At 55.1% G+C, this 21242-nt stretch carries 18 protein-coding genes, 1 other RNA gene and 1 pseudogene; 17 read left to right on the top strand and 3 right to left on the bottom strand.

Annotation, left to right across the window (positions count from 1 at the left end):
• Nucleotides 1-7: 7 nt before the first annotated feature.
• From QGM61_RS12195 to QGM61_RS12185, 3 genes are all read right to left on the bottom strand, one after another.
• Complete coding sequence (locus QGM61_RS12195) at nucleotides 8-316, bottom strand: YdbL family protein (RefSeq protein WP_237134836.1); 309 nt, start codon at nucleotides 314-316, stop codon at nucleotides 8-10.
• A gap of 88 nt (nucleotides 317-404) precedes the next feature.
• Nucleotides 405-587, bottom strand: a complete 183-nt coding sequence (locus QGM61_RS12190) for a YnbE family lipoprotein (RefSeq protein ID WP_237135000.1) — start codon at nucleotides 585-587, stop codon at nucleotides 405-407.
• A 50-nt stretch (nucleotides 588-637) separates the two neighbouring features.
• Nucleotides 638-2242: a YdbH domain-containing protein gene (locus QGM61_RS12185; RefSeq protein WP_281133161.1), complete on the bottom strand. Its 1605-nt coding sequence runs from the start codon at nucleotides 2240-2242 to the stop codon at nucleotides 638-640.
• A gap of 197 nt (nucleotides 2243-2439) precedes the next feature.
• Here QGM61_RS12185 and rnpB point away from each other — a divergent pair.
• From rnpB to lpxC, 17 genes and pseudogenes are all read left to right on the top strand, one after another.
• Nucleotides 2440-2829, top strand: an RNA gene (gene rnpB, locus QGM61_RS12180) — RNase P RNA component class A.
• A gap of 380 nt (nucleotides 2830-3209) precedes the next feature.
• Entirely contained in the window at nucleotides 3210-3653 is a 444-nt protein-coding gene (gene mraZ / locus QGM61_RS12175; RefSeq protein ID WP_317622188.1) for a division/cell wall cluster transcriptional repressor MraZ, read from the top strand.
• A gap of 35 nt (nucleotides 3654-3688) precedes the next feature.
• On the top strand, nucleotides 3689-4624 hold the full coding sequence (rsmH, locus tag QGM61_RS12170; protein ID WP_281133160.1) for a 16S rRNA (cytosine(1402)-N(4))-methyltransferase RsmH: 936 nt from the start codon (nucleotides 3689-3691) through the stop codon (nucleotides 4622-4624).
• A gap of 43 nt (nucleotides 4625-4667) precedes the next feature.
• On the top strand, nucleotides 4668-5036 hold the full coding sequence (ftsL, locus tag QGM61_RS12165) for a cell division protein FtsL (RefSeq protein WP_281133159.1): 369 nt from the start codon (nucleotides 4668-4670) through the stop codon (nucleotides 5034-5036).
• Complete coding sequence (locus tag QGM61_RS12160; protein WP_237134831.1) at nucleotides 5029-6756, top strand: peptidoglycan D,D-transpeptidase FtsI family protein; 1728 nt, start codon at nucleotides 5029-5031, stop codon at nucleotides 6754-6756. The genes ftsL and QGM61_RS12160 overlap by 8 nt, the downstream gene beginning before the upstream one ends.
• Nucleotides 6757-6760: 4 nt before the next feature.
• Nucleotides 6761-8314 (top strand): UDP-N-acetylmuramoyl-L-alanyl-D-glutamate--2,6-diaminopimelate ligase, encoded by a 1554-nt coding sequence (locus tag QGM61_RS12155; RefSeq protein WP_281133158.1) that lies wholly within the window; start codon nucleotides 6761-6763, stop codon nucleotides 8312-8314.
• Nucleotides 8311-9696 (top strand): UDP-N-acetylmuramoyl-tripeptide--D-alanyl-D-alanine ligase, encoded by a 1386-nt coding sequence (locus tag QGM61_RS12150; RefSeq protein WP_281133157.1) that lies wholly within the window; start codon nucleotides 8311-8313, stop codon nucleotides 9694-9696. The genes QGM61_RS12155 and QGM61_RS12150 overlap by 4 nt, the downstream gene beginning before the upstream one ends.
• Entirely contained in the window at nucleotides 9696-10778 is a 1083-nt protein-coding gene (gene mraY, locus QGM61_RS12145) for a phospho-N-acetylmuramoyl-pentapeptide-transferase (protein ID WP_237134828.1), read from the top strand. The genes QGM61_RS12150 and mraY overlap by 1 nt, the downstream gene beginning before the upstream one ends.
• 12 nt (nucleotides 10779-10790) lie before the next feature.
• Entirely contained in the window at nucleotides 10791-12161 is a 1371-nt protein-coding gene (gene murD, locus QGM61_RS12140) for a UDP-N-acetylmuramoyl-L-alanine--D-glutamate ligase (RefSeq protein ID WP_281133156.1), read from the top strand.
• Nucleotides 12158-13348: a putative lipid II flippase FtsW gene (gene ftsW / locus QGM61_RS12135; RefSeq protein WP_281133155.1), complete on the top strand. Its 1191-nt coding sequence runs from the start codon at nucleotides 12158-12160 to the stop codon at nucleotides 13346-13348. The genes murD and ftsW overlap by 4 nt, the downstream gene beginning before the upstream one ends.
• Nucleotides 13345-14433, top strand: coding sequence for an undecaprenyldiphospho-muramoylpentapeptide beta-N-acetylglucosaminyltransferase (murG, locus tag QGM61_RS12130; protein ID WP_281133154.1), 1089 nt, complete (start codon nucleotides 13345-13347; stop codon nucleotides 14431-14433). The genes ftsW and murG overlap by 4 nt, the downstream gene beginning before the upstream one ends.
• A complete protein-coding gene (murC, locus tag QGM61_RS12125) occupies nucleotides 14426-15859 on the top strand; it encodes a UDP-N-acetylmuramate--L-alanine ligase (protein WP_281133153.1) in 1434 nt (477 codons plus the stop codon). Before murG ends, murC begins: the two co-directional genes overlap by 8 nt.
• The gene (locus QGM61_RS12120; RefSeq protein WP_237134823.1) at nucleotides 15856-16767 is read left to right on the top strand and encodes a D-alanine--D-alanine ligase; all 912 of its coding nucleotides are present in this window, start codon (nucleotides 15856-15858) and stop codon (nucleotides 16765-16767) included. The genes murC and QGM61_RS12120 overlap by 4 nt, the downstream gene beginning before the upstream one ends.
• On the top strand, nucleotides 16764-17693 hold the full coding sequence (locus tag QGM61_RS12115; protein WP_237134822.1) for a cell division protein FtsQ/DivIB: 930 nt from the start codon (nucleotides 16764-16766) through the stop codon (nucleotides 17691-17693). The genes QGM61_RS12120 and QGM61_RS12115 overlap by 4 nt, the downstream gene beginning before the upstream one ends.
• A gap of 13 nt (nucleotides 17694-17706) precedes the next feature.
• Complete coding sequence (ftsA, locus tag QGM61_RS12110; RefSeq protein ID WP_237134821.1) at nucleotides 17707-18951, top strand: cell division protein FtsA; 1245 nt, start codon at nucleotides 17707-17709, stop codon at nucleotides 18949-18951.
• A 54-nt stretch (nucleotides 18952-19005) separates the two neighbouring features.
• Nucleotides 19006-20008, top strand: a pseudogene (gene ftsZ, locus QGM61_RS12105) (cell division protein FtsZ); the annotation flags it as partial.
• Between the two features lie 307 nt (nucleotides 20009-20315).
• Nucleotides 20316-21227 carry a UDP-3-O-acyl-N-acetylglucosamine deacetylase gene (gene lpxC, locus QGM61_RS12100; RefSeq protein ID WP_237134819.1) on the top strand — a complete coding sequence of 304 codons (912 nt, stop codon included), beginning with the start codon at nucleotides 20316-20318 and terminating at the stop codon, nucleotides 21225-21227.
• Nucleotides 21228-21242: the final 15 nt, after the last annotated feature.

Genomic DNA, 21242 nt, shown 5'->3' with positions numbered 1-21242 from the left:
ACCCTGCTTATGGCTTTTTCACCCATTGCCCATTCGCATCTTCGACATAATGACCGGGCCGTGTCGCCTGTACCGCGCGCGCGTACGCGAGCTGCGCGACTTCATTGACACTAATGTTGTTCTGTTGCGCGATTTGCTCGTAACGTTCGCGCCGTTGCCGATTGACGTTTTCAACCAGCGAGACCAGTTCGGGCGACACGCGCTCGGCGACAAAGCCGATATAACCATCGCTTTTTTCGCCAATCAGACCGTCGGCTTTAGCCTGGTCCAGTGTCTGTGCGCTGGCGATGCTGCCTACAGCTAGCAGACAGCTCATCAGTATCAGCTTCACAAGTATTTTCAAATGTCGGCGTGCATACATATTTGTGGCTCCAGTAAAGACGTGTGATCAGCAGCTGCAGTTATCAGAACAGATCGCTGTCTTCGGAAAAAATATCATCGAGTTCGCGATCAACCCGCACGCGTACCTCATGTTCAATGCGGACATTCAGGTTTATCGTGATCGGCTCTGTGGGCGCAGCGACCTGAACTGTCGGAGTGCATGCCACGGGCACGCCCAATACGGTGCCCGCAATCAGCAGGCTCATCCGGAAATTGCCGAGCTGGCGTGTAATCGCGCTGATATCCATGTTCAGATTTACCTCCGTTGCAGATGATCGCTTAGCGCATCCTGAACGGAACGTCCAGCCTGCAGGCTGCGTAATAGTTCAGGAACATTATCCGCTATGGTCAGGTTCAGATTAATACGTTGGCCGTTGTTGAGCAACGGGCTGATGCCCTGCAGGCCAATGTCCAGATTCAGATCGCCGGTTGCAGTATAGTTGATGGTGGCATCCAGCGAGCTGTAGTCGTAACGCTGCAAGGCCTGGTTGACCAGCTCCATATTCTGGTTGCTGCCGCCGAATCGCCCGCCCTGATAGCGAATGGAGCCGCCAGGCGGAACTGAAGTGACCTTTCCGCCATTGATAACAGCGGTCGTATTAAGCAGTTCAACTGGAAGGCTGCCATCCAGGCGGCCTGTCGCCTGAACCTGTTGATAGGCACTCAGGCCCAGTATCCGGGCGACATCGATTTGCTGCAGCTGGATCTCGAAGTGCTCAGGCGTGTCCGGCTGCCAGTTGATCTGCTCAGCGCTGACGATGCCGTCAAAAACCGTGGCCTGGGGGCGTATCAACTGCACGCTGGTATTGCGTGTATCCAGCGTAAAACGGGTGCTTAGATACTCCAGTTCAATACCGGGATCAACGGCGGTAAGGGCTGCGGAACCAAGCTCGCGGGTGCGCAGCTGCCAGTCAGGCAGCAGCTCTGCCTTCATGTAAACGCCCAGCCGGGTGAACACGGTATCGTCAAAATAACCGCTGAGATTTTGTGCCTGAACATCGATCGGGCCCTGTAGTTCAAATTCGTCTCCAGCCGGGCGGAGCCATGTTAACTGAGCCTGTACTGCGAGCTGGCCGGCAATGATATCGGTTTCGTCTGGCAGCGAAACGAGAGCGGACAGGGGAAACAGTTCGGTGAAAACAAAACCATCCGACGTGAATTGGCCGTTACCTCTGCCAGTGCTTATTTCGTGGCTGGCATTTATCTGCAGGCTTCGGTCGGCCGGCAGATGGGCGCTTGCATCAATCCGCAGTTCCTCGCCGGATCGGGAAAGGGCCAGATCAAGCTGAACCGGCATCGATTGCAATGGCAGTGAGGGCAATGCCAGGGAGTCGGCCTGCAGCGAAAGCGAGGCAGTGAATTGGCTGGCGCTGACCCAGCCTGCCCGTATCGGTTGTGTCCAGTCGAACTGCAGAGGGGTCGGATCTGGTGAGCCCGGCAGTAGAATCTCGATATTGACCGAGCCGCCACCGTCGGCAACGACTTGACAGATGCCAGTGCGTGCACAGTCGACACTAACGCGGCCGGTTTGCAGGGTGCCTTCAGTCAGGCTGTCTTCGCCTTGCAAAAGCGTAGCCCGGATGTCATCGATTCTGACAGCCTCGACCCGGCGCGCAAGCAGGCTGGCCCAGCTGTAGCTCAGCTCAACCTGATTGAGAGTCAGTTCTATTGCGGGCTCGCTCAGCACCACGCTGATGCTATCGATTGTGGCGTGTTGTGTGTCAGCGTTCAGTCCGGACATTTCAGTGATGCGCGCCGGCTGGTTGCGAAGCGCTCTGTCCAGCAAGGTGTTGGCGATTTCAGTCTGGTATTGATGGATTACAGCGCCGGCGGCAATAACTGGCAGTAAAGTGCCTGACAATAGGATTAGCCACCGGCGGGTGGTCCGTCCTGTCGTTTTGGGTGTCTGGATATCCCTGTCGTTCATGCCAGTGCTCGAAGATCATCCCCTGGAATTTCAGTTTGCCATGCGGGAGGCGCGAAGGCCATGACATGCATATTGCGGTTCAGCCTTTAATTCCGCTTGAGTTTGCCAGGGGACTCACTTAAGCTGCGCTGCGAGTTGGCCAGACAGTCGCTGCCGTCATCCGCTTTTGCAATCGTGCAATCGATCGCAGAGGCCGCCGGTGGAGGAAAGTCCGGGCTCCGCAGAGCAGAACGCCAGGTAACGCCTGGGGGGTGAAAGCCCACGGAAAGTGCAGCAGAGAGTAGACCGCCGGTACGTCACTTCGGTGTCGAGCCGGTAAGGGTGAAAGGGTGCGGTAAGAGCGCACCGCGCGACTGGTAACAGTTCGTGGCACGGCAAACCCCGTTCGGAGCAAGGCCAAATAGGAACCCAATGGTGTGGCTCGCACTGGGTTCGGGTAGGCTGCTTGAGGTCAGTAGTGATACTGATCCCAGATGAATGACTGTCCCCGACAGAACCCGGCTTATCGGCTGACTCGTTTGTTTTTCCGCTTTTGCGGCCGCTCTACAGCACTGTAGGGCGGCTGCAGATGCCGGCCAAGGCCAATTCTGGCTGACTTTTGGAACTCCTGGTTACACGCCTTCCTCACAATCTACTTTAAGTTAATTTTATAGCTTTTTGATAATAAGTTTCTTTTGCTGAGACTTGTTCTCCCACTTCAGCTTCGAGCCATTTTTCCTTGAAATTTCAGGCGCTTCTAGCCGCCAAAAAGTACAAATAGTGCTTGCGCTGGGCTATTTGTGTGCATATAGTGTCGCAATGTGGAGTTTAGTGGGTCAAAGTGTAGTTCAGTGGGGAATTTTGCAGGTCCTGGATCGTTAGACTGATCTGACTGGCAGGAGCGAGCGGCGTGTTCAGAGGTGTGAATACAATCAACCTGGATGCTAAAGGGCGTATGGCAATGCCAGCGCGCTACCGCGAACTATTGTCTGACAAGTACGCCGGCCGACTGGTGGCGACTGTGGATTTCTCGGGTCAATGCCTGCTGCTGTATCCCATTGATGAGTGGGATGTCATTCAGCAGAAAGTTGAGGGCCTCTCCAGCTTTGATCGTGCCAGTCGGCAGGTTCAGCGCATGCTGATTGGTCACGCCCACGATGTGGAAATGGATGGTAGTGGACGGATTTTGCTACCGCAGATTTTACGTGCCCGGGCGCAGCTGGATAAGCATGTGGCGCTGGTCGGCCAGGGCATGAAGTTTGAGATCTGGAGCGAAGAACGTTGGAACGAGCAGGCGGACAGCTGGTTCTCCGGTGATACCGGACAGGATGAGCTGCCGTCGGAATTACTTAGTCTGTCACTCTGATTGGTGTGGTGGACATGATGTCTGAGCGGTGTGCTATGACTGCAGCGCAGGTACATGAAACCGTGTTGTTGCATCCGGCAGTGGATGCACTGGTGACAGACTGCGCCGGATTTTATGTAGATGGTACTTTCGGGCGTGGCGGTCATTCGCGGCTGATTCTAGAACGACTTAATGAAAACGGGCGATTACTGGGTATCGATAAAGATCCACGAGCGATTGAGGTCGGCAGGGATCTCGCTGCCAGTGACGCCCGTTTTGTCATCCGGCAGGGCACTTTTTCTGACATGGATGACTGGGTCAGCGAATATGGCATGAAGGGAGATGTGGCCGGAATCCTGCTGGACCTGGGTGTGTCGTCCCCACAGCTGGATGACGCCGAGCGCGGGTTCAGCTTTATGCAGGATGGTCCGCTAGACATGCGCATGAACCCGAATGAAGGAGAAAGCGCAGCGCAATGGCTGGCACGAGCGCCAATGGAAGATATCGCCAACGTGATGTATCAGTTTGGCGAGGAGCGATATTCGCGGCGAATTGCCAGAGCCATCGTTGAACAGCGCGACCTGGCGCCTATAACGCGAACGCTGCAGCTGGCAGAAATTGTGAAGAAAGCCAATCCGGCCTGGGAAAAGCATAAGCATCCGGCGACCCGCGCCTTTCAGGGTATCCGGATCTATATCAATCGCGAGCTGGAGTCATTGCAGTTACTGCTGGAGAAGGCGGTGGCAATGCTTCGTCCTGGTGGTCGGCTTGCAATCATCAGTTTCCACTCGCTGGAAGATCGGTTGGTAAAGCAGTTTATAAACAAGCAAAGCAAGGGCGATGACTACCCGCGCGGTTTGCCAATACCGCAGTCCGCTTTAAACCCTACACTCAAGAAAGTGGGGGGTGCGGTCAAACCGACAGCCCGGGAGATCGAGGCTAATCCTCGTGCCCGCAGTGCTGTTTTGCGAGTTGCGGAGCGTCTCGACTAAAACAAAAAAACAGACAGGAAATCCAAATAAAAGACACGATGTCATGACAACAGCAAACCAACAAACAGCAAACCGGCAAGGAAAGGTTACACCAGTGCAACGCTGGCTGGGACTGTTTGTGCCTGCCAATCTGCTGGTGATGGGGCTGGCGACTGCGGTTTTGTTGACGGCGCTGGCGGTTGTTGTCTACACGTTTGAATCCCGGACCGTCTTCTTTGCATTGCAGGAGGAGCGTGATCTCTACAACCAGCTTGATGTGGAGTGGGGTCAGTTGCTGATCGAGCAAAGTACCTTCGCGCTGGAAAGTCGTATCGAGCAGGTGGCCGTGGAGCAGTTGGGCATGAAGGTGCCTGACTGGTCACAGATCGTGGTTGTTCAGGATCGTTCGCTAAATGAGGTGGACGATGAGTAATCCGGAACAAAAAAGCATCACTCAATCCTGGCGCATCTGGCTGGTCTGGATAGCGCTGGCTGTCGCCATGCTGGCTGTAGTATGGAAGTTGTTCACGCTTTTGCTGGTGGACGGCGATTTCCTGCAGGGGCAGGGCGACGCCCGTACTATCCGCACCGAGCCGATTCTCGCGCACCGCGGCATGATCGTCGATCGCAACGGCGAGCCTCTTGCCATCAGCACGCCGGTATCCACTATCTGGGCCAATCCGCGCGAACTTTCCCCGGATGAAGCTGATATTCGTCGTCTGGCAGAAGCGGTCGGCATGGATGCAGAAAGCCTTGTCGCTACCGTAATGGACAATGCAGAGCGTGAGTTCATGTACGTTCGCCGGCGAATGCCGCCAGCAGAGGCGGAGGCCGTGCTGGCGCTGGACCTTCCGGGTGTCTACGCAAGACAGGAGTATCAGCGCTACTATCCGCAGGGCGAGGTCACGGCTCATGTCCTGGGATTCAGTAATATTGATGATATCGGCCAGGAAGGTATTGAGCTGGCCTACGATGACTGGCTCAAGGGTGTGCCTGGCCGCAGGCAGGTGATCAAGGATCGTCGTGGCCGCATCATCAGTGAGCTGAATACAATCGAGCCGGCGCAGCCTGGAAAGACATTGCAGCTCAGCCTGGATTTTCGACTTCAGAATCTTGCCTATCGTGAGCTCAAAGCGGAATACATTTACCGACGTGCGCGTTCTGCTTCTGCAGTTGTTCTGGATGCCCGCAATGGTGAAATTCTGGCCATGGTCAATCAGCCGTCATTCAACCCACACAATCGTGGCGCCATCACGGATTTTGGCGCCTTGCGCAACCGTGCTGTGACGGATTTGTTTGAACCGGGATCGACCCTGAAAACATTTACCGCTGTGGCCGCGGTGGAGTCCGGTCTGTATGACCGCAACACCCTGATCAATACCAGCCCGGGTCGCATGCGTGTAGGGCGCGACTGGGTGGAAGACCGTGGTCTTAATTTTGGTGAGATTACACTGGAAGAAATGCTGGTCAAGTCCAGCAATATCGCATCGGCCAAAATCGCACTGGCGCTTGGCCATGAACCGCTGCGTGATGTGTTACTGCGTGTCGGATTTGGCGAAAGCCCTGCCAGCGGCTTCCCCGGTGAGCGCGTGGGTGTGATGCCCGATCATCGTATTTGGCACGACATAGAGGTCGCCACGCTGTCATTCGGCTACGGCATCTCCACATCCGCACTGCAACTGGCGCAGGCATATTCGGTTATTGCCAATGACGGCGTCCGGCGACCGGTTACCGTATTAAAAGACGGCAATAACGTTGATGGAGCCATTGCCGGGCAGCAGGTCATCGATCGCAATGTGATCGCTCAGGTTCAGGACATGCTGCGCTCGGTTGTCGACCCGGAAGTCAGTGGCTCTGACAGCTCGCTTGTACCGTTCTACTCTGTAGCCGGTAAAACAGGTACCGCCAGAGTCGTCGGGCCCAATGGTTACGATGCCAGTCTGCACAATTCGATGTTTGCCGGTTATGTGCCAGCAGATGATCCGCGCATTGTGGTTGTCATCATCATCAATGAACCGCAGGGTGCACAACGCTACGGTAGCCAGGTGGCTGCGCCGGTCTTTGCGCGCATCGCTAATGGCGCCATGAGAATTCTTGAAGTAAGTCCAGACAAAATTGATTCATCCAATGTCATGACGCTGACGGCCAGGTGATGTCATGAATACTCTACAGAAATCAATGAAATCGATAACACTGGGTGAACTGGTCGGCGATACGCTGCCAGCATACGAAACGCTGCTTGCTCCATTCGCGTCGATCAATGTGGAAGGCTTGACTCAGGATAGTCGTGCCGTCCAGCCAGGCCACATTTTTGTCGCCCTGTTTGGCAAGAATCACGATGCACGTGACTACATCCCGGTGGCTATCGATCGCGGTGCTGTTGCCGTACTGGCCGACGCTGGAGGCGAGTGGCAGGGTATTCAGACTATCGATGGTGTGCCAGTCATCGCCATCGACTGCCTGCGCTATCAGCTCGGCCGCCTGGCGGCGCGCTTTTATGGATATCCGTCGGATAAGTACACCGTTGTTGGTGTCACCGGCACCAATGGAAAAACCAGCTGTACGCAGTTTATAGCTCAGATTCTGACGGGCCTTAACGCCAGCTGTGGTGTTGTTGGCACTCTTGGTTTTGGTGTGTATCCGAAGCTGAACGACACCGGTTACACAACACCGGACGCGATTGCACTGCAATCAGCGCTGGCTGATCTTGCCAGTTCCAATGCCCGATTTGTGGCGATGGAGGTCTCATCGCAGGGCCTGCACCAGTATCGAGTGACAGGTGTATCTTTCCGCGTCGCGCTGTTTACCAATCTTACCCGTGACCACCTGGATTATCACGGCAGTATGCAGGCATACGCTGAGGCCAAGCGCCGACTGTTCGAGTATGAAGGCTTGCAGGCCGGCGTAGTCAACATGGATGACAGCTACGCGGTGATGATGCTTAACGCAATGCCACGACAGGCTCGATGTATCACTTACAGCCTGGGAAATCGACACGCCGATGTCTACGCTGAGACGCTGACTTTTACGGCTCAGGGTTATGTTGCCCGCGTTTATACTCCATGGGGCAGCACTCAGATTTCCGGCAGCCTGCTGGGTGCATTCAACTTCAGTAATGTGCTGGCGGCACTGACGGTGGTGATGACAGCGTCAGGCGAATTCACGCTGGAGCAGGTGGCCGCGCAGGTGGCAGCCTTGAAGCCAGTGAACGGAAGGATGGAGCTGATTGGCAGTGCCGCAGGCGTTTCTGCAGTAGTGGATTACGCACATACGCCGGACGGCCTGAAGTCCGCCCTGGAGGCGATGCGTCAGCATGCTAATGGACGGATCTGGTGTGTTTTTGGTTGTGGTGGCAATCGTGATCAGGGTAAGCGTCCGCTGATGGCTGAAGTGGCGGATGAGTTGGCGGACGAGATCATCGTCACTGATGACAATCCCAGAAATGAAAATGCAGACGACATCGTGCGACAGATCATGTTGGGCTTTTCTGACCCGGATAGTGTTCGTGTCGAGCGGGACAGGGCCAAAGCAATCAGCCTGGCAATTACCCTGGCCAAACCTGGTGATCTGGTATTGATCGCGGGTAAAGGTCACGAATGTTATCAGGATGTGGCAGGCCAGCGCATGGCGTTCAGTGATGCCGCGCAAGTACGACTGGCCCTGCAGAAGCGCGCACAGCATTCAACAGACACTAAAGGTAATCAGCCATGATTGGCAGCATTCGGTTATCAGACATCGCCACGCAGATGGATGCCCAATTGATTGGTGAAGACGTCAGTTTCACTGCCGTCAGCACAGACTCGCGTACCCTGAAAACAGGAGAGCTGTTCATTGCCTTGGCCGGGGCAAGTTTTGATGGTCACCGATTCATTCCGCAGGCTGTCGATCGCGGCGCTGTCGCAGTGGTTGTATCGACCAGACAGAGCATTGACCTGCCGCAACTGCTGGTCGACAACACGGAGAAAGCGCTGGGTTTCATCGGCAGCCTGAACAGACAGAAGTCCGGTGCTACCGTGATTGCATTGACCGGTAGTCAGGGCAAGACCAGTGTCAAGGAATTCACCGGAGCAATTCTGAAGACTGAGTTCAATGTGCTGGTCACTCAGGGAAACCTGAACAACATGATAGGCGCTCCTCTGACTTTGCTGCGACTGGAAAAGGCACATGATCGAGCTGTGATTGAGCTGGGTGCCAATGCAGCTGGCGAGATCGCGTGGACAGCCCGTATCACTGATCCGCACATTGTGCTGATCAATAACGCCGCTGAGACACATCTGGAGGGCTTCGGCAGTCTGCAGGGTGTGGTGCGGGCCAAGGGTGAAATTATTGATTCCGGCAAGTCAACGCACACCGTGATACTCAACGCTGACGATGATAATTGTGAGGCTTGGCATGATCGCGCTATTGCGGCGGGTCGTCAGGTTCGCCTGTTTTCAATAGCCAAGCCGCAAAAAACCAAGGTTGATTATCAGGCGCTCAATATTCAGGCTGATGCCGACGGATCACGCTATACGCTCACTACGCCCAGGGGATGGGTGGATTGCTTCATACCCATGCCGGGTCGACATATTGTTGCAAACGCAGTTGCAGCTGCTGCGCTTGCGGTGGAGGCCGGCGCCAGTCTGGAAAAAGTCGCAGAAACACTGGCATGCGTCAAACCCGTGCCAGGTCGACTCTATCCACTGATGGGTGTACAGGGAGCTCGTCTGCTGGATGATTCCTACAACGCCAGTCCATCGTCGTTCAAAGCCGCCATCGACGTATTGGCAGATGTTTGTCATGCCAGTCAGCGGCGGGCTGTAGTGATCATGGGTGACATGGCGGAACTCGGTGACAAGGCAGAAATGCTGCATTCAGAGATCGGTAGTTATGCCCGTGAGCGTGGCGTCAATCAGGTATGGACTGTTGGTGCCTTCAGTAGTCTGGCGACGCAGGCATTCGGGGACGGTGCGCATCATTTTGACAGTCAGGAATCGCTTTGTGTCTACGCTCGTGAGGCGATGGCCAACGATATGGTGGTGCTGGTGAAAGGTTCCAGAAGCGCAGGGATGGACGCCGTTGTGGCACAGCTGACAACAGGAGGACCGCACTGATGCTGGTACTGTTAGCCGAATATCTTATGCAGTACAACAGTGGCTTCGCAGTGGTGCAGTACATCACAGTGCGCGGCATCATGGGAATACTCACAGCGCTTATCGTGTCGCTTCTGGTAGGGCCCGCAATGATCCGCCGGCTGAACCGTTACCAGATTGGCCAGGTGGTGCGCACTGATGGGCCAGAGAGCCATTTCAGCAAGGCTGGCACGCCGACCATGGGCGGCGCGCTGATTCTGGTTGGCATAGCCTTCAGCACATTAATGTGGGCAGATCTGCGCAATCATTACGTCTGGGTCGTGATGGCAGTAACCCTGATGTTTGGTGCCATTGGCTGGGTCGATGACTATAGAAAAGTCATCCGCAAAAATTCGCGCGGTCTGCCTGCCAAGTGGAAGTATTTCTGGCAATCGGTAGCTGGCCTGGGTGCTGCGCTGTATTTGTATCTGAATGCCACTGACCCGGTCCAGACAGCCTACATCGTCCCGTTCTTCAAGGATGTCGCGATAGACGTAGGCCTGCTGTATGTCGTCATCACTTATTTTGTAATCGTCGGTTCCAGCAATGCTGTCAACCTGACTGACGGTCTGGATGGACTGGCGATTCTGCCGACTGTGATGGTTGGTGGCGCGCTGGGCATTATTGCCTATCTTGCGGGTCATGCGGAATTCTCTGTTTATCTTCATATTCCGTTCATTGCCGGTTCTGGTGAGCTGGTCATCTTCTGCGGAGCGCTGTTGGGTGCCGGTCTGGGATTCCTCTGGTTCAACACCTACCCTGCGCAGGTGTTTATGGGTGACGTGGGTGCTCTGGCGCTGGGCGCTGCACTGGGCATCGTGGCTGTCATCGCGCGCCATGAGATCATTCTGTTCATCATGGGCGGCATATTTGTCATGGAAACGGTGTCCGTCATTCTGCAGGTAGCTTCCTACAAAATGACCGGAAAACGCCTGTTCCGGATGGCGCCTATTCATCACCATTTTGAATTGAAAGGCTGGCCAGAGCCGAGGGTCATCGTGCGGTTCTGGATTATCACAGTCATGCTGGTTCTGTTCGGACTGGCAACTTTAAAACTCAGGTAAGGCCAAGAGGTCATGGCAGTGACATCAGCTAAGGTGGAAAAGTACAAGGTCATCGTCGGTCTGGGCAAGACTGGGTTGTCCTGTGCGCGTTACTTTCACTCCACTGGTCAGGCTTTTCGTGTTGTCGACAATCGCTTCAGCCCACCCTGTCTGCCCGAATTCGAAGTCGAGTTTCCATTTGCCAAAGTCAGTCTTGGAAATTTTGATCAACAGCTGTTGCTGAATGCTGAAGAGATTGTATTGAGTCCAGGTGTCGGCCTGAAAACACCAGAAATCGCCGCTGCTGTTGCAGCTGGCGTGCCCGTTACTGGTGATATCGACATTTTCAGCCGCCAGGCAACAGCACCGGTAATTGCTGTAACGGGCTCAAACGGCAAGAGCACCGTCGTAACACTGCTTGCAGAGATGGCTCGCGCAGCCGGTATGGAAGTGGGAGTAGGCGGCAATCTGGATGGCAGGGCCAGCATGCCCGCGCTTGATCTGCTGCGACTCGGGCCGCGTGACCTCTATGTCCTCGAGTTGTCCAGTTTTCAGCTGGAAACCACCCAGAATCTTTGCGCGGAAGTGGCGACCATACTCAATTTGAGTGAAGACCACATGGATCGCTACGACAGCATGGACGAATATAAAGCTGCAAAACAGCGGATCTACCGTGGCTGTCACCAGGTCGTGGTCAACACCGATGACGCGGCAAGCGAGCCCGAAGGTGAGACGCAGTTCAGCCGTCGATTCACCTATGGTTTCAGCGAGCCCGCTGAACAGCAGATGGGTATCACCATGCATGAGCGCGAGCCATGGCTTGCGATGGGCGAACATCTCGTCATGCCGGCACGTGATGTGCGTCTGGTAGGGCGACATAACCTGGCCAATGTGATGGCTGCCTACTGCCTTGGCTTTGCTGCCGGAATACCGGAATCCGCCATGATCGCGACCCTGCGCGAGTTTGCCGGACTGCCACACCGCTGCCAATTGGTCCGCTCCCTGCGCGGGGTCGATTACTACAATGACTCCAAGGGAACCAATGTGGGTGCTACCCTTGTGGCGATTCAGGCCATCGCCGAACGAACACGCGGCGAGTTGGTACTGATCGCAGGGGGCATCGGCAAGGACCAGGACTTTTCTCCCCTGCTGCCGTCACTGGATCGTTTCGTCAAGCGAGTCATCCTCATTGGCAAAGACGCGGACAAGCTGGCAAGCGTGATCGGCAGCGCCGTCGACATCATGCGTGCATCGAGTATGGAAGAAGCAGTCGCTGAAGCCGCTGAAAGCGCGAATAGTGGGGATGCTGTGCTGCTGTCGCCAGCCTGCGCCAGTTATGACATGTTCAAAGACTTTGCACATCGTGGCCGGGTATTTGCGGCCGCTGTAGAGGCGCTGTCATGAGTACGCTGATGACAAGAAGCCGCGGTGCCGTGCGGGTCGCTGCCAGAGAGCCGGCACAACCTGTCAACACAATGCTGTTGATGATGTTGATGCTGACCGGCATTGGCCTGGTCATGATGACTTCAGCCTCTATGGAAATTGGCAACAGTCAGATGGGTGACCCTCTGTACTTCTTCAAGCGCCAGGTATTTTTTATTATCGTGGGCCTTTGCCTGGTGGCTGTGGCTCTAAAAATACCGATGCGGCTCTGGTACCAGGCGAGCGCGCCGCTTCTGGCGGTAGCCATCCTGCTGTTGATTCTGGTGCTGATTCCGGGCGTGGGTACTGTCGTCAACGGCAGCGCACGCTGGCTCGACCTGGGGTTTTATCGTCTGCAGCCATCCGAGATGACCAAAGTATTTATGGTCTTTTTCATGGCAGCCTTTCTTTCCCGTCGCCGGGAGGAAGTGCAGCTGAGCTGGTCTGGATTTCTCAAGCCAATGGTCATCATGGGTGGCGCAGTTGTCTTGCTGCACTTCGAGCCTGATCACGGCGCAATGGTCATACTGATGGCCACGACGTTCACACTGCTTTTCCTGGCGGGCGCCAAACTGCACAGATTCATGTTCCTGGTGATGCTGTGCTTTGCCGCATTTGCCTGGCTGGCGATCAGCAAACCCTACGTCATCAATCGTCTGACCTCGTTCCTCAATCCATGGGCAGCCGAGTATGTATATGGCGAGGGATATCAGCTGACACAGGCATTGATTGCCTTCGGACGTGGTGAGTGGTTTGGGGTTGGACTCGGTAGCAGTATTCAGAAGCTGTATTTCCTGCCGGAAGCGCACACCGACTTCGTATTGTCCATTCTAGCCGAGGAGCTGGGACTGGCGGGTGTTCTGGTCGTGCTGTCGCTGTTCTGCATACTCATTCTGACCGCATTCCGGGTAGGCCGCGCTGCCGAGGCGCAACAGAATTATTTCAATGCGTATGTGGCCTACGGCCTGGCCATGATTTTTGCGACACAGGTGTTTATCAATTTTGGGGTGAACACCGGTCTGTTGCCAACCAAGGGTCTGACGCTGCCATTCCTGAGTTATGGTGGCAACAGCCTGTTGATCAGCTTTTTTATGATCGGGGTGCTTATGCGCATCGACTATGAGCTGACAAATGGCAGTTCTGCAATGGAACAGGAGGATGCTGCATGACGCACCCATCTGTTCTGATCATGGCAGCCGGCACCGGTGGTCACATTTTTCCCGCACTGGCTGTTGCCAGAATTCTTCAGGCCGAGCAGTACCAGGTGCACTGGCTCGGCACGCCAGCCGGCATGGAAAATGACGTGCTGTCAGGAACTGACGTGCAGCTTCATAAATTGCCAGTCAGTGGTCTGCGTGGCAAAAGTCGCCTGTCGCTGCTCAAGGCTCCTTTTATGGTGTTGAGTTCCGTGTGGCGTGCGGTTCGATTACTGCGCAGTTATCGTCCCTGCTGCGTGATCGGGTTTGGCGGCTATGTTGCCGGTCCTGGTGGAGTGGCGGCCTGGTTGACGCGGACGCCGCTGATCATTCATGAGCAAAATGCGATTGCCGGGACTACCAACCGACTGCTCGTACCGTTCGCGAAAAGGGTGCTTGAGTCATTCCGCGGAACGTTTCCGGGCAGCAGCAAGACGATATGCACCGGGAATCCTGTACGCGCCGATATCGCCAGGATGTCGGTCAGTACCGACCAGTACGACGGTCAGCGTGAGCTGAGGTTACTCGTGTTGGGTGGCAGCCTGGGCGCCGCCTGGTTGAACTCGGTGATGGTCGAGTTTGTGTCGCGTACAGCCGATGCCAATATAAAAGTCTGGCATCAGTGCGGCAAACAGAAATTTGTGGAAACCGAGCAGGCGTACGCCAGTGCCGGACTTGCCGGATCTGATCGTGTTCGTCTGATGCCATTCATTGATGATATGGGTGAAGTGCTGCAATGGGCAGACCTGGTGGTCTGCCGCGCTGGCGCCGGCACCCTGGCCGAGCTTGCCATCGCTGGCCTGCCCTCGGTGCTGGTACCGTTCCCGCATGCGATTGATGATCATCAGACAGCCAATGCAAAACATCTGGTTGAAGCGGGCGCTGCGGTTATGTACCAGCAGAAAGATTTGAACGTTGACATGTTGGTCGCGCTTTGCCGCGAGTTTCTGGCGGAGCCTGCCCGTCTGGCGGAAATGGCAGTTGCTGCGCGACGTGCGGCTACGCCTGATGCAAGCCAGCGTGTTGCTTCGATTTGTAAGGAGGTCTGTCATGGATAGTCATCGCTCGCGTTATTACCAGGTTCCTGAGATGCGGCGTATCAAGACCATCCACTTTGTTGGTATTGGTGGTGCCGGCATGTGTGGTATCGCTGAGGTACTGCTGAACCAGGGTTATCGCATCAGTGGCTCCGATATCAAATCATCAGCTGTAACGGATCGTCTTGATCAACTGGGAGCGACCATTTTTATCGGTCACACCAGCAGCAATGTCAAAGATGCCGATGTCGTTGTTTACTCCAGTGCTGTCAACAAGGAGAACCCCGAGCTCGTAGCAGCCAAGCAGAACGGCAAACCAATTATCCCGCGTGCAGAAATGCTCGCTGAACTGATGCGGTATCGTCACGCAGTGGCGATTGCCGGCACTCATGGCAAAACGACTACAACCAGTCTGGTCGCTTCCATCTTTGCTCAGGCTGATCTGGCGCCGACCTTTGTTATCGGCGGTCGACTGAACAGCGCAGGCGTGAATGCGGCGCTGGGTGAAAGCCGGTATCTGGTCTGTGAAGCTGATGAGAGCGATGTGTCATTCCTCCATCTGCAACCTATGGTGGCAGTTGTCACAAATATAGACGCCGACCACATGGGTTCCTATGACGGCGATTTCAACAAGCTGAAAAGTTACTTTATTGAGTTTCTTCACAATCTGCCTTTTTACGGTCTGGCGGTGCTCTGTATTGATGACCCGGTAGTGCGCGAAATTCTGCCGCGTGTCGCCCGCCCGGTGATTACCTACGGGTTCTCGGATGATGCGGACTATCGCGTTGCTGACTGGAGTCAGCAAAAGCAGCACACCCGCTTTGTGGTGCATCGTCCCGATGGTCACGATGCCTTGCCAATCAGCATGTCCATACCCGGGCGTCACAATGCCCTGAATGCTGCCGCGGCGATCGCGGTGGCGACTGATGAAGGTGTCGACGACGAGTCGATCTGCTCCGGCCTGGCTACCTTCCAGGGTGTCGGGCGGCGCTTCGACATTCAAGGCGAGTTCGAGATTGCCGGTGGTGGCAAAGTGATGTTGCTGGATGACTACGGTCATCACCCAAGCGAAGTCGCAGCGACCATTGCAGCACTGCGGGCTGGCTGGTCGCAGGCGCGTATCGTGATGATCTATCAGCCACACAGATACACACGGACCAAAGACCTTTACGAGGACTTTGTTACCGTGCTGTCAGAGGTCGACGTGTTGTTGATGCTCGATGTTTACTCGGCTGGTGAAGAGGCAATTCCGGGCGCTGATTCGCGCAGCCTGTGTCGCAGCATTCGGATGCGGGGCAAGATTGACCCGGTGTTCGTCAAAAGCGAGGACAGTGTCCGGGACGTTCTTAAAGATATCGTCAAAGACGGTGATGTTGTGATTACACAGGGCGCTGGCAGTGTCGGTGCACTGGCCAGGGCTCTGGCCGAGCAAGGGTTGATGAAATGAGTGATATGAGTCGTTTTGGCAAAGTGGCAGTCCTGATGGGCGGCAAGTCGGCGGAAAGGGAAATTTCTCTTCTCAGTGGTCGTGCTGTGCTTGATGGCCTGGTGCGCGCTGGCGTCGACGCAATCGGCATTGACGTCGATGACAGCCTGCCTGCTCAGCTGCTGGATAAAAAGATCGACCGTGTATTCAATATTCTGCATGGCCGCGGAGGTGAAGACGGAAAGCTTCAGGGCATGCTCGATCTGATGGGTATCCCGTATACAGGCAGTGGTGTACTGGCATCTGCGCTGGCAATGGACAAAGTCAAAACCAAATGGATCTGGCAGCACAGTGGACTGCCAACGCCAGCCAGTGCCGTCCTTGATGAGGCAACTGACTGGCAGGGACTGGTGGACAGTTTTGGAGAGCTGGTGGTGAAGCCCTCACATGAAGGCTCCAGTATAGGAATGTCCATGGTCGCCGATGCCGGCGCGCTGAAAGCTGCTTTCGATAAAGCCCGTGGTTTTGACACTGAAGTCATGGCAGAACAGCGTATCCGTGGCAGAGAGTTTACCGTCCCGATTATTCGTGGTGAGGTGTTCCCGGCGATCGAAATGTCCACTCATCACGAATTCTACGACTACGACGCCAAGTACAAGTCAAACGATACAAAGTACCGCTGCCCAGCGCCGCTGAGCGATGAAAAAAGCGATGAGCTGGCACGACTTTGTCTGAGAGCTTTCGAGGTGCTTGGCGCTAATGGTTGGGGACGCGTTGATGTCATGCAGGACGGCGACGAGAACTTCTGGCTGCTGGAGCTGAACACAGTCCCAGGTATGACAGACCATAGTCTCGTGCCACTGTCCGCAAAGACAAACGGGCTCAGTTTTGAGCAACTGGTAGTTCGAATTCTGGAGACTAGTCTGTGACCGGAAATCGTCGATCAACATCATTTTCTGCATACTCAGCCAGTGCTGACGTGCCGCAGGACTTTGCGCCAATTCGGGCAGAGAGTGCAGCCAGAGGAGCCTCTGCAGAGGTGTCGGCTGATGATGTGAAGCGTCGCAAACCATGGTGGTTGCTGGCTCTGGCACTTCTGGGATTGGCTGTGGTGCTGGCCAACCACTATCGGGGCATCATCTCCGATACCGTGGCGGAGTACGCCGCACTTGTGCCTGATTTGAATATTCCGGTGATCAACATGCCGGAGTTTGATCGCCCTGTCATAAACAGAACGATCAATACCGTGCGAATGGAGTCGCCACTGACAAACGTTACCGAGCAGGAGGTACGAAGCCTGCTTGCACGATACACCGAGTCCGGATTTCTGGGGGTGGATGTTCAGGATTTGAAGCAGGAGCTTGAGCAGAATCCCTGGATACATCATGCCAGCGTTCGTCGGGTCTGGCCGGACGCGCTGGTAATTCGACTCGAAGAGGAGCAGGGAATTGCGCGCTGGGGTGAAAGTGACCTTCTGAATATCGAAGGTGAAATATTCAGTGCGCCGTGGCGCGGCGGAGAATCTGAGTTGCCGGGGCTGTCGGGTCCGCAGGGTATGGAGTCTCAGGTTTTGCAGCGCTACCGCCAGTATGCGGACATGTTGGCGGGTATTGGAATGAGTGTAGAGGCTGTTGCACTGGACGAGCGCGGGTCCTGGCAGATAGAAACTGCCGACGGCCTGACGCTGAAGCTGGGTAGAGCTCAGGCAGATGAGCGGCTGGCACGATTTGTCTCAATTCATAATCGGGGCATGGCAGCAGAAATAGCCGCAGCCGACATAGTCGACTTGCGGTACAACAATGGATTTTCAGTAAGTAAACGCTCGGCACCCACCGATACCGTGGCGAGCCGATAGGCAGGTAAAAGTTATGAGCGCTGCAGAGAACAGCAACATGATCGTAGGTCTGGATATAGGTACATCCAAGGTTGTCGCCATTGTGGGTGAGATCAAGGCCGATGGTGCGCTGAATATTGTTGGCATAGGCAGCCATCGCTCGCGCGGACTCAAGAAGGGCACGGTCGTCAATATTGAATCAACGGTTGAATCGATTCAACGTGCCGTGGAAGAAGCTGAATTGATGGCAGGCTGTCGCATTCACTCGGTTTACGCGGGAATCGCGGGTAGTCATATTCGCAGCATGAACTCACACGGAATTGTTGCCATCCGTGACCGGGAGGTCACTCGCGCTGATATAGACCGCGTCATTGATGCTGCACAGGCGGTTGCCATTCCGGCTGATCAGCGCGTGCTGCATATTCTGCCACAGGAATACATTATCGACTCTCAGGAAGGCGTGAAAGAGCCGCTGGGCATGTCTGGTGTTCGCCTGGAGGCAAAGGTGCATCTGGTAACCTGCGCCATCAACGCTGTCCAGAATATCGAGAAATGTATCAAGCGATGTGGTCTGCAGACTGAAGAAATCATTCTTGAGCAGCTGGCGTCCAGCTACTCGGTATTGACAGAGGATGAGAAGGAGCTGGGCGTCTGCCTGGTGGATATCGGTGGCGGCACGACAGATATCGCAATCTTTACAGAAGGCGCCATTCGTCACACAGGCGTGATTGCTGTTGCCGGGGATCAGGTCACCAACGACATTGCCATGGCGCTGCGTACCCCGACTGATAACGCCGACGAGATCAAGATCAAGTATGCATGTGCGCTCACTCAGCTTGCCAGCGCCGGTGACATGATCAAAGTGCCAGGTGTTGGTGAAAGACCAGCGCGTGAACTTTCCAGACAGGCACTGGCAGAAGTAGTCGAGCCACGTTATGACGAACTGTTCACGATGGTGAAGGCCGAACTGCAGCGCAGTGGTTATGAGAATCTGATGGCTGCCGGTGTTGTACTGACTGGCGGTACCAGCAAGATGGAAGGCGTCATTGAACTGGCTGAGGAAATTTTCCACATGCCGGTCCGGCTTGGCATGCCGCAAAGTGTTAAAGGTCTTTCCGATATTGTACGCAACCCGATTTACTCCACAGGCGTTGGTTTGTTGATCTGGGCAATGAAACAGCAGCAGCACCAGGAAAGGAGTCACAAGCCGGTTCCGGTCAAGGAGCCGAAAATCAATGTGTTGAAGCGAGTCAAAGACTGGTTGAAAGAAAATTTTTAGAAATGAACGTTTTAAAACCGATAAATTCTTTTTGATGTAGAAATGGGGGCCAATATGTTTGAACTATTAGAAAGCGTTCCGCAAAGTGCAGTCATCAAAGTGGTTGGTGTTGGTGGGGGCGGCGGAAACGCTGTTCGCCACATGATCGCGAATCAGGTTGAAGGCGTTGAGTTTGTGTGTGCCAACACTGACGCACAGGCATTGACTGATGTGCACGCCAAAACACTGCTGCAACTGGGCAGTACGGTAACCAAGGGTCTGGGCGCTGGTGCCAACCCCGAAGTTGGCCGCCAGGCTGCACTTGAGGACCGAGAAGAAATTGCGGAGATCCTCAGCGGTGCCGACATGGTGTTTATCACCGCCGGCATGGGTGGCGGTACTGGTACAGGCGGCGCGCCGATCTTTGCTGAAGTCGCCCGAGAGCTTGGTATTCTTACAGTGGCGGTGGTTACCAAACCATTCCCATTCGAGGGGCGCAAGCGTTCCCTGATCGCTGAACAGGGTATTCAGGAGTTGTCCCAGCACGTCGACTCGCTGATCACCATCCCCAACGAAAAGCTGCTGGCGGTGCTTGGCAAGCAGGCTTCGCTGCTGGAAGCATTCAAGGCGGCCAACGATGTGCTGCTGGGAGCTGTGAAAGGCATCGCTGATCTGATCATTCGTCCCGGTATGATCAACGTGGACTTCGCGGATGTGCGTACCGTGATGTCTGAAATGGGTATGGCGATGATGGGTACCGGCTACGCAACCGGTGAAGACCGGGCACGCGAAGCAGCTGAAGCAGCCATCCGCAGCCCATTGCTGGAAGACGTAAACCTGCACGGGGCACGCGGTATTCTGGTCAATATCACGGCTGGTGAGAACATGTCACTTGGTGAGTTCTCGGAAGTGGGCGACACCATCTCTGAATTCGCCTCCGATGACGCAACAGTCGTGGTTGGTACGGTAATCGATCCGAATATGACTGACGAAATCCGTGTCACTGTCGTGGCCACTGGTCTGGGTGAGATTCGCGCCGCAGAGCAGCGTCCTACCAAAGTGGTGGATAACACCCGTGCGGTGGCATCTGGCGCGAGCCAGCGCAGTGCGGAGCGGGCTCCAGAGCGCCCCATGGCAGCACGTTCGCGACCGGCAGCGACTGGTCACACGATGCCAGGCAGCAGCTTTGCCAAGGCTGTGGGTGCTGAGGATGGTATGGATTACCTGGATATTCCTGCTTTCCTGCGTCGCCAGGCCGACTAAGCCCGGCTGGACCCGGGAGGTGGCTCCGCCCGGGTCCAGATTTGCGCCAATTCAACATTTGGGTTATTTGTTGATCTTTGCTATCATCCGGCGAAATACCATTCCCGGAAAAATTTCCCGATATGTTGAAACAGCGCACCTTAAAAAATGTCATCCGAGCCACAGGCGTTGGCCTGCACACGGGTGAAAAGGTCTATCTTACGCTCCGACCTGCACCGGTCGACACTGGCATTGTGTTTGTAAGGACAGATCTTGAGTCGCGCCCCCACATTCCGGCTCGCGCTGAGCTGGTCGGCGATACGACGCTGTCAACCTGTCTGGTCAAGGACGGGGTACGGGTTTCCACCATTGAACACCTTATGTCGGCCATGTTTGGGCTCGGCATTGATAACGCCTACGTTGAAGTCAGCGCCGGCGAAGTGCCGATCATGGATGGCAGTGCGGGCCCATTTGTATTCCTTATTCAGTCTGCTGGTATAGAAGAGCAGGATGCCGCCAAACAGTTTATCCGCGTGACCAAGCCGGTAAAACTTGAGGAAGGCGACAAATCTGTCAGCATCGAGCCATTTGATGGCTTCAAGGTCAGCTACACGCTGCTGTATGACCATCCCGTATACCGGCGCTATACCAAATCCGCAACTATCGATTTTTCCAGCACTTCCTTCGTCAAGGAAGTCAGCCGGGCGAGAACCTTCGGCTTTATGCATGAGTTTGAAGAGCTGCGGAACCGTAATCTGGCTCTGGGTGCAAGTATGGACAATGCCATTGCCGTTGGCGATTACAAAGTCCTCAATGAAGATGGCCTGCGCTACGAAGACGAATTTGTTAAACACAAAATCCTCGACTCTATTGGCGACCTTTACCTGCTGGGTTACAGTCTGCTGGGTGAGTTCAAGGGCTACAAGTCAGGCCACTCGCTGAACAACAAGCTGTTGCGAGCCTTGCAGGCCAACCCGGACAGCTGGGAGCGAGTCAGCTTTGACTCGGAATCACAGGTGCCGATTTCCTACATCAAACCGGTGTTAGCCGCCTGAGCGACAATGACACGA

It is taken from the genome of Pseudohongiella sp. SYSU M77423 (assembly GCF_029911965.1).
GTDB lineage: Bacteria > Pseudomonadota > Gammaproteobacteria > Pseudomonadales > Pseudohongiellaceae > Pseudohongiella.
The sequence above is the reverse complement of the archived record's forward strand: the minus strand, read 5'-3'. Positions and strand labels throughout refer to the sequence as shown.

What these genes read in the sequence shown, in the direction of transcription:
- QGM61_RS12120 (WP_237134823.1), top strand. Translation starts at nt 15,856, where the DNA reads ATGAGTGATATGAGTCGTTTTGGCAAAGTGGCAGTCCTGATGGGCGGC.
- QGM61_RS12190 (WP_237135000.1), bottom strand. Translation starts at nt 587, where the DNA reads ATGAGCCTGCTGATTGCGGGCACCGTATTGGGCGTGCCCGTGGCATGC.
- QGM61_RS12150 (WP_281133157.1), top strand. Translation starts at nt 8,311, where the DNA reads ATGATTGGCAGCATTCGGTTATCAGACATCGCCACGCAGATGGATGCC.
- rsmH (WP_281133160.1), top strand. Translation starts at nt 3,689, where the DNA reads ATGACTGCAGCGCAGGTACATGAAACCGTGTTGTTGCATCCGGCAGTG.
- murG (WP_281133154.1), top strand. Translation starts at nt 13,345, where the DNA reads ATGACGCACCCATCTGTTCTGATCATGGCAGCCGGCACCGGTGGTCAC.
- ftsL (WP_281133159.1), top strand. Translation starts at nt 4,668, where the DNA reads ATGACAACAGCAAACCAACAAACAGCAAACCGGCAAGGAAAGGTTACA.
- ftsA (WP_237134821.1), top strand. Translation starts at nt 17,707, where the DNA reads ATGAGCGCTGCAGAGAACAGCAACATGATCGTAGGTCTGGATATAGGT.
- ftsW (WP_281133155.1), top strand. Translation starts at nt 12,158, where the DNA reads ATGAGTACGCTGATGACAAGAAGCCGCGGTGCCGTGCGGGTCGCTGCC.
- QGM61_RS12195 (WP_237134836.1), bottom strand. Translation starts at nt 316, where the DNA reads ATGAGCTGTCTGCTAGCTGTAGGCAGCATCGCCAGCGCACAGACACTG.
- QGM61_RS12155 (WP_281133158.1), top strand. Translation starts at nt 6,761, where the DNA reads ATGAATACTCTACAGAAATCAATGAAATCGATAACACTGGGTGAACTG.
- mraY (WP_237134828.1), top strand. Translation starts at nt 9,696, where the DNA reads ATGCTGGTACTGTTAGCCGAATATCTTATGCAGTACAACAGTGGCTTC.
- lpxC (WP_237134819.1), top strand. Translation starts at nt 20,316, where the DNA reads ATGTTGAAACAGCGCACCTTAAAAAATGTCATCCGAGCCACAGGCGTT.
- murD (WP_281133156.1), top strand. Translation starts at nt 10,791, where the DNA reads ATGGCAGTGACATCAGCTAAGGTGGAAAAGTACAAGGTCATCGTCGGT.
- murC (WP_281133153.1), top strand. Translation starts at nt 14,426, where the DNA reads ATGGATAGTCATCGCTCGCGTTATTACCAGGTTCCTGAGATGCGGCGT.
- QGM61_RS12160 (WP_237134831.1), top strand. Translation starts at nt 5,029, where the DNA reads ATGAGTAATCCGGAACAAAAAAGCATCACTCAATCCTGGCGCATCTGG.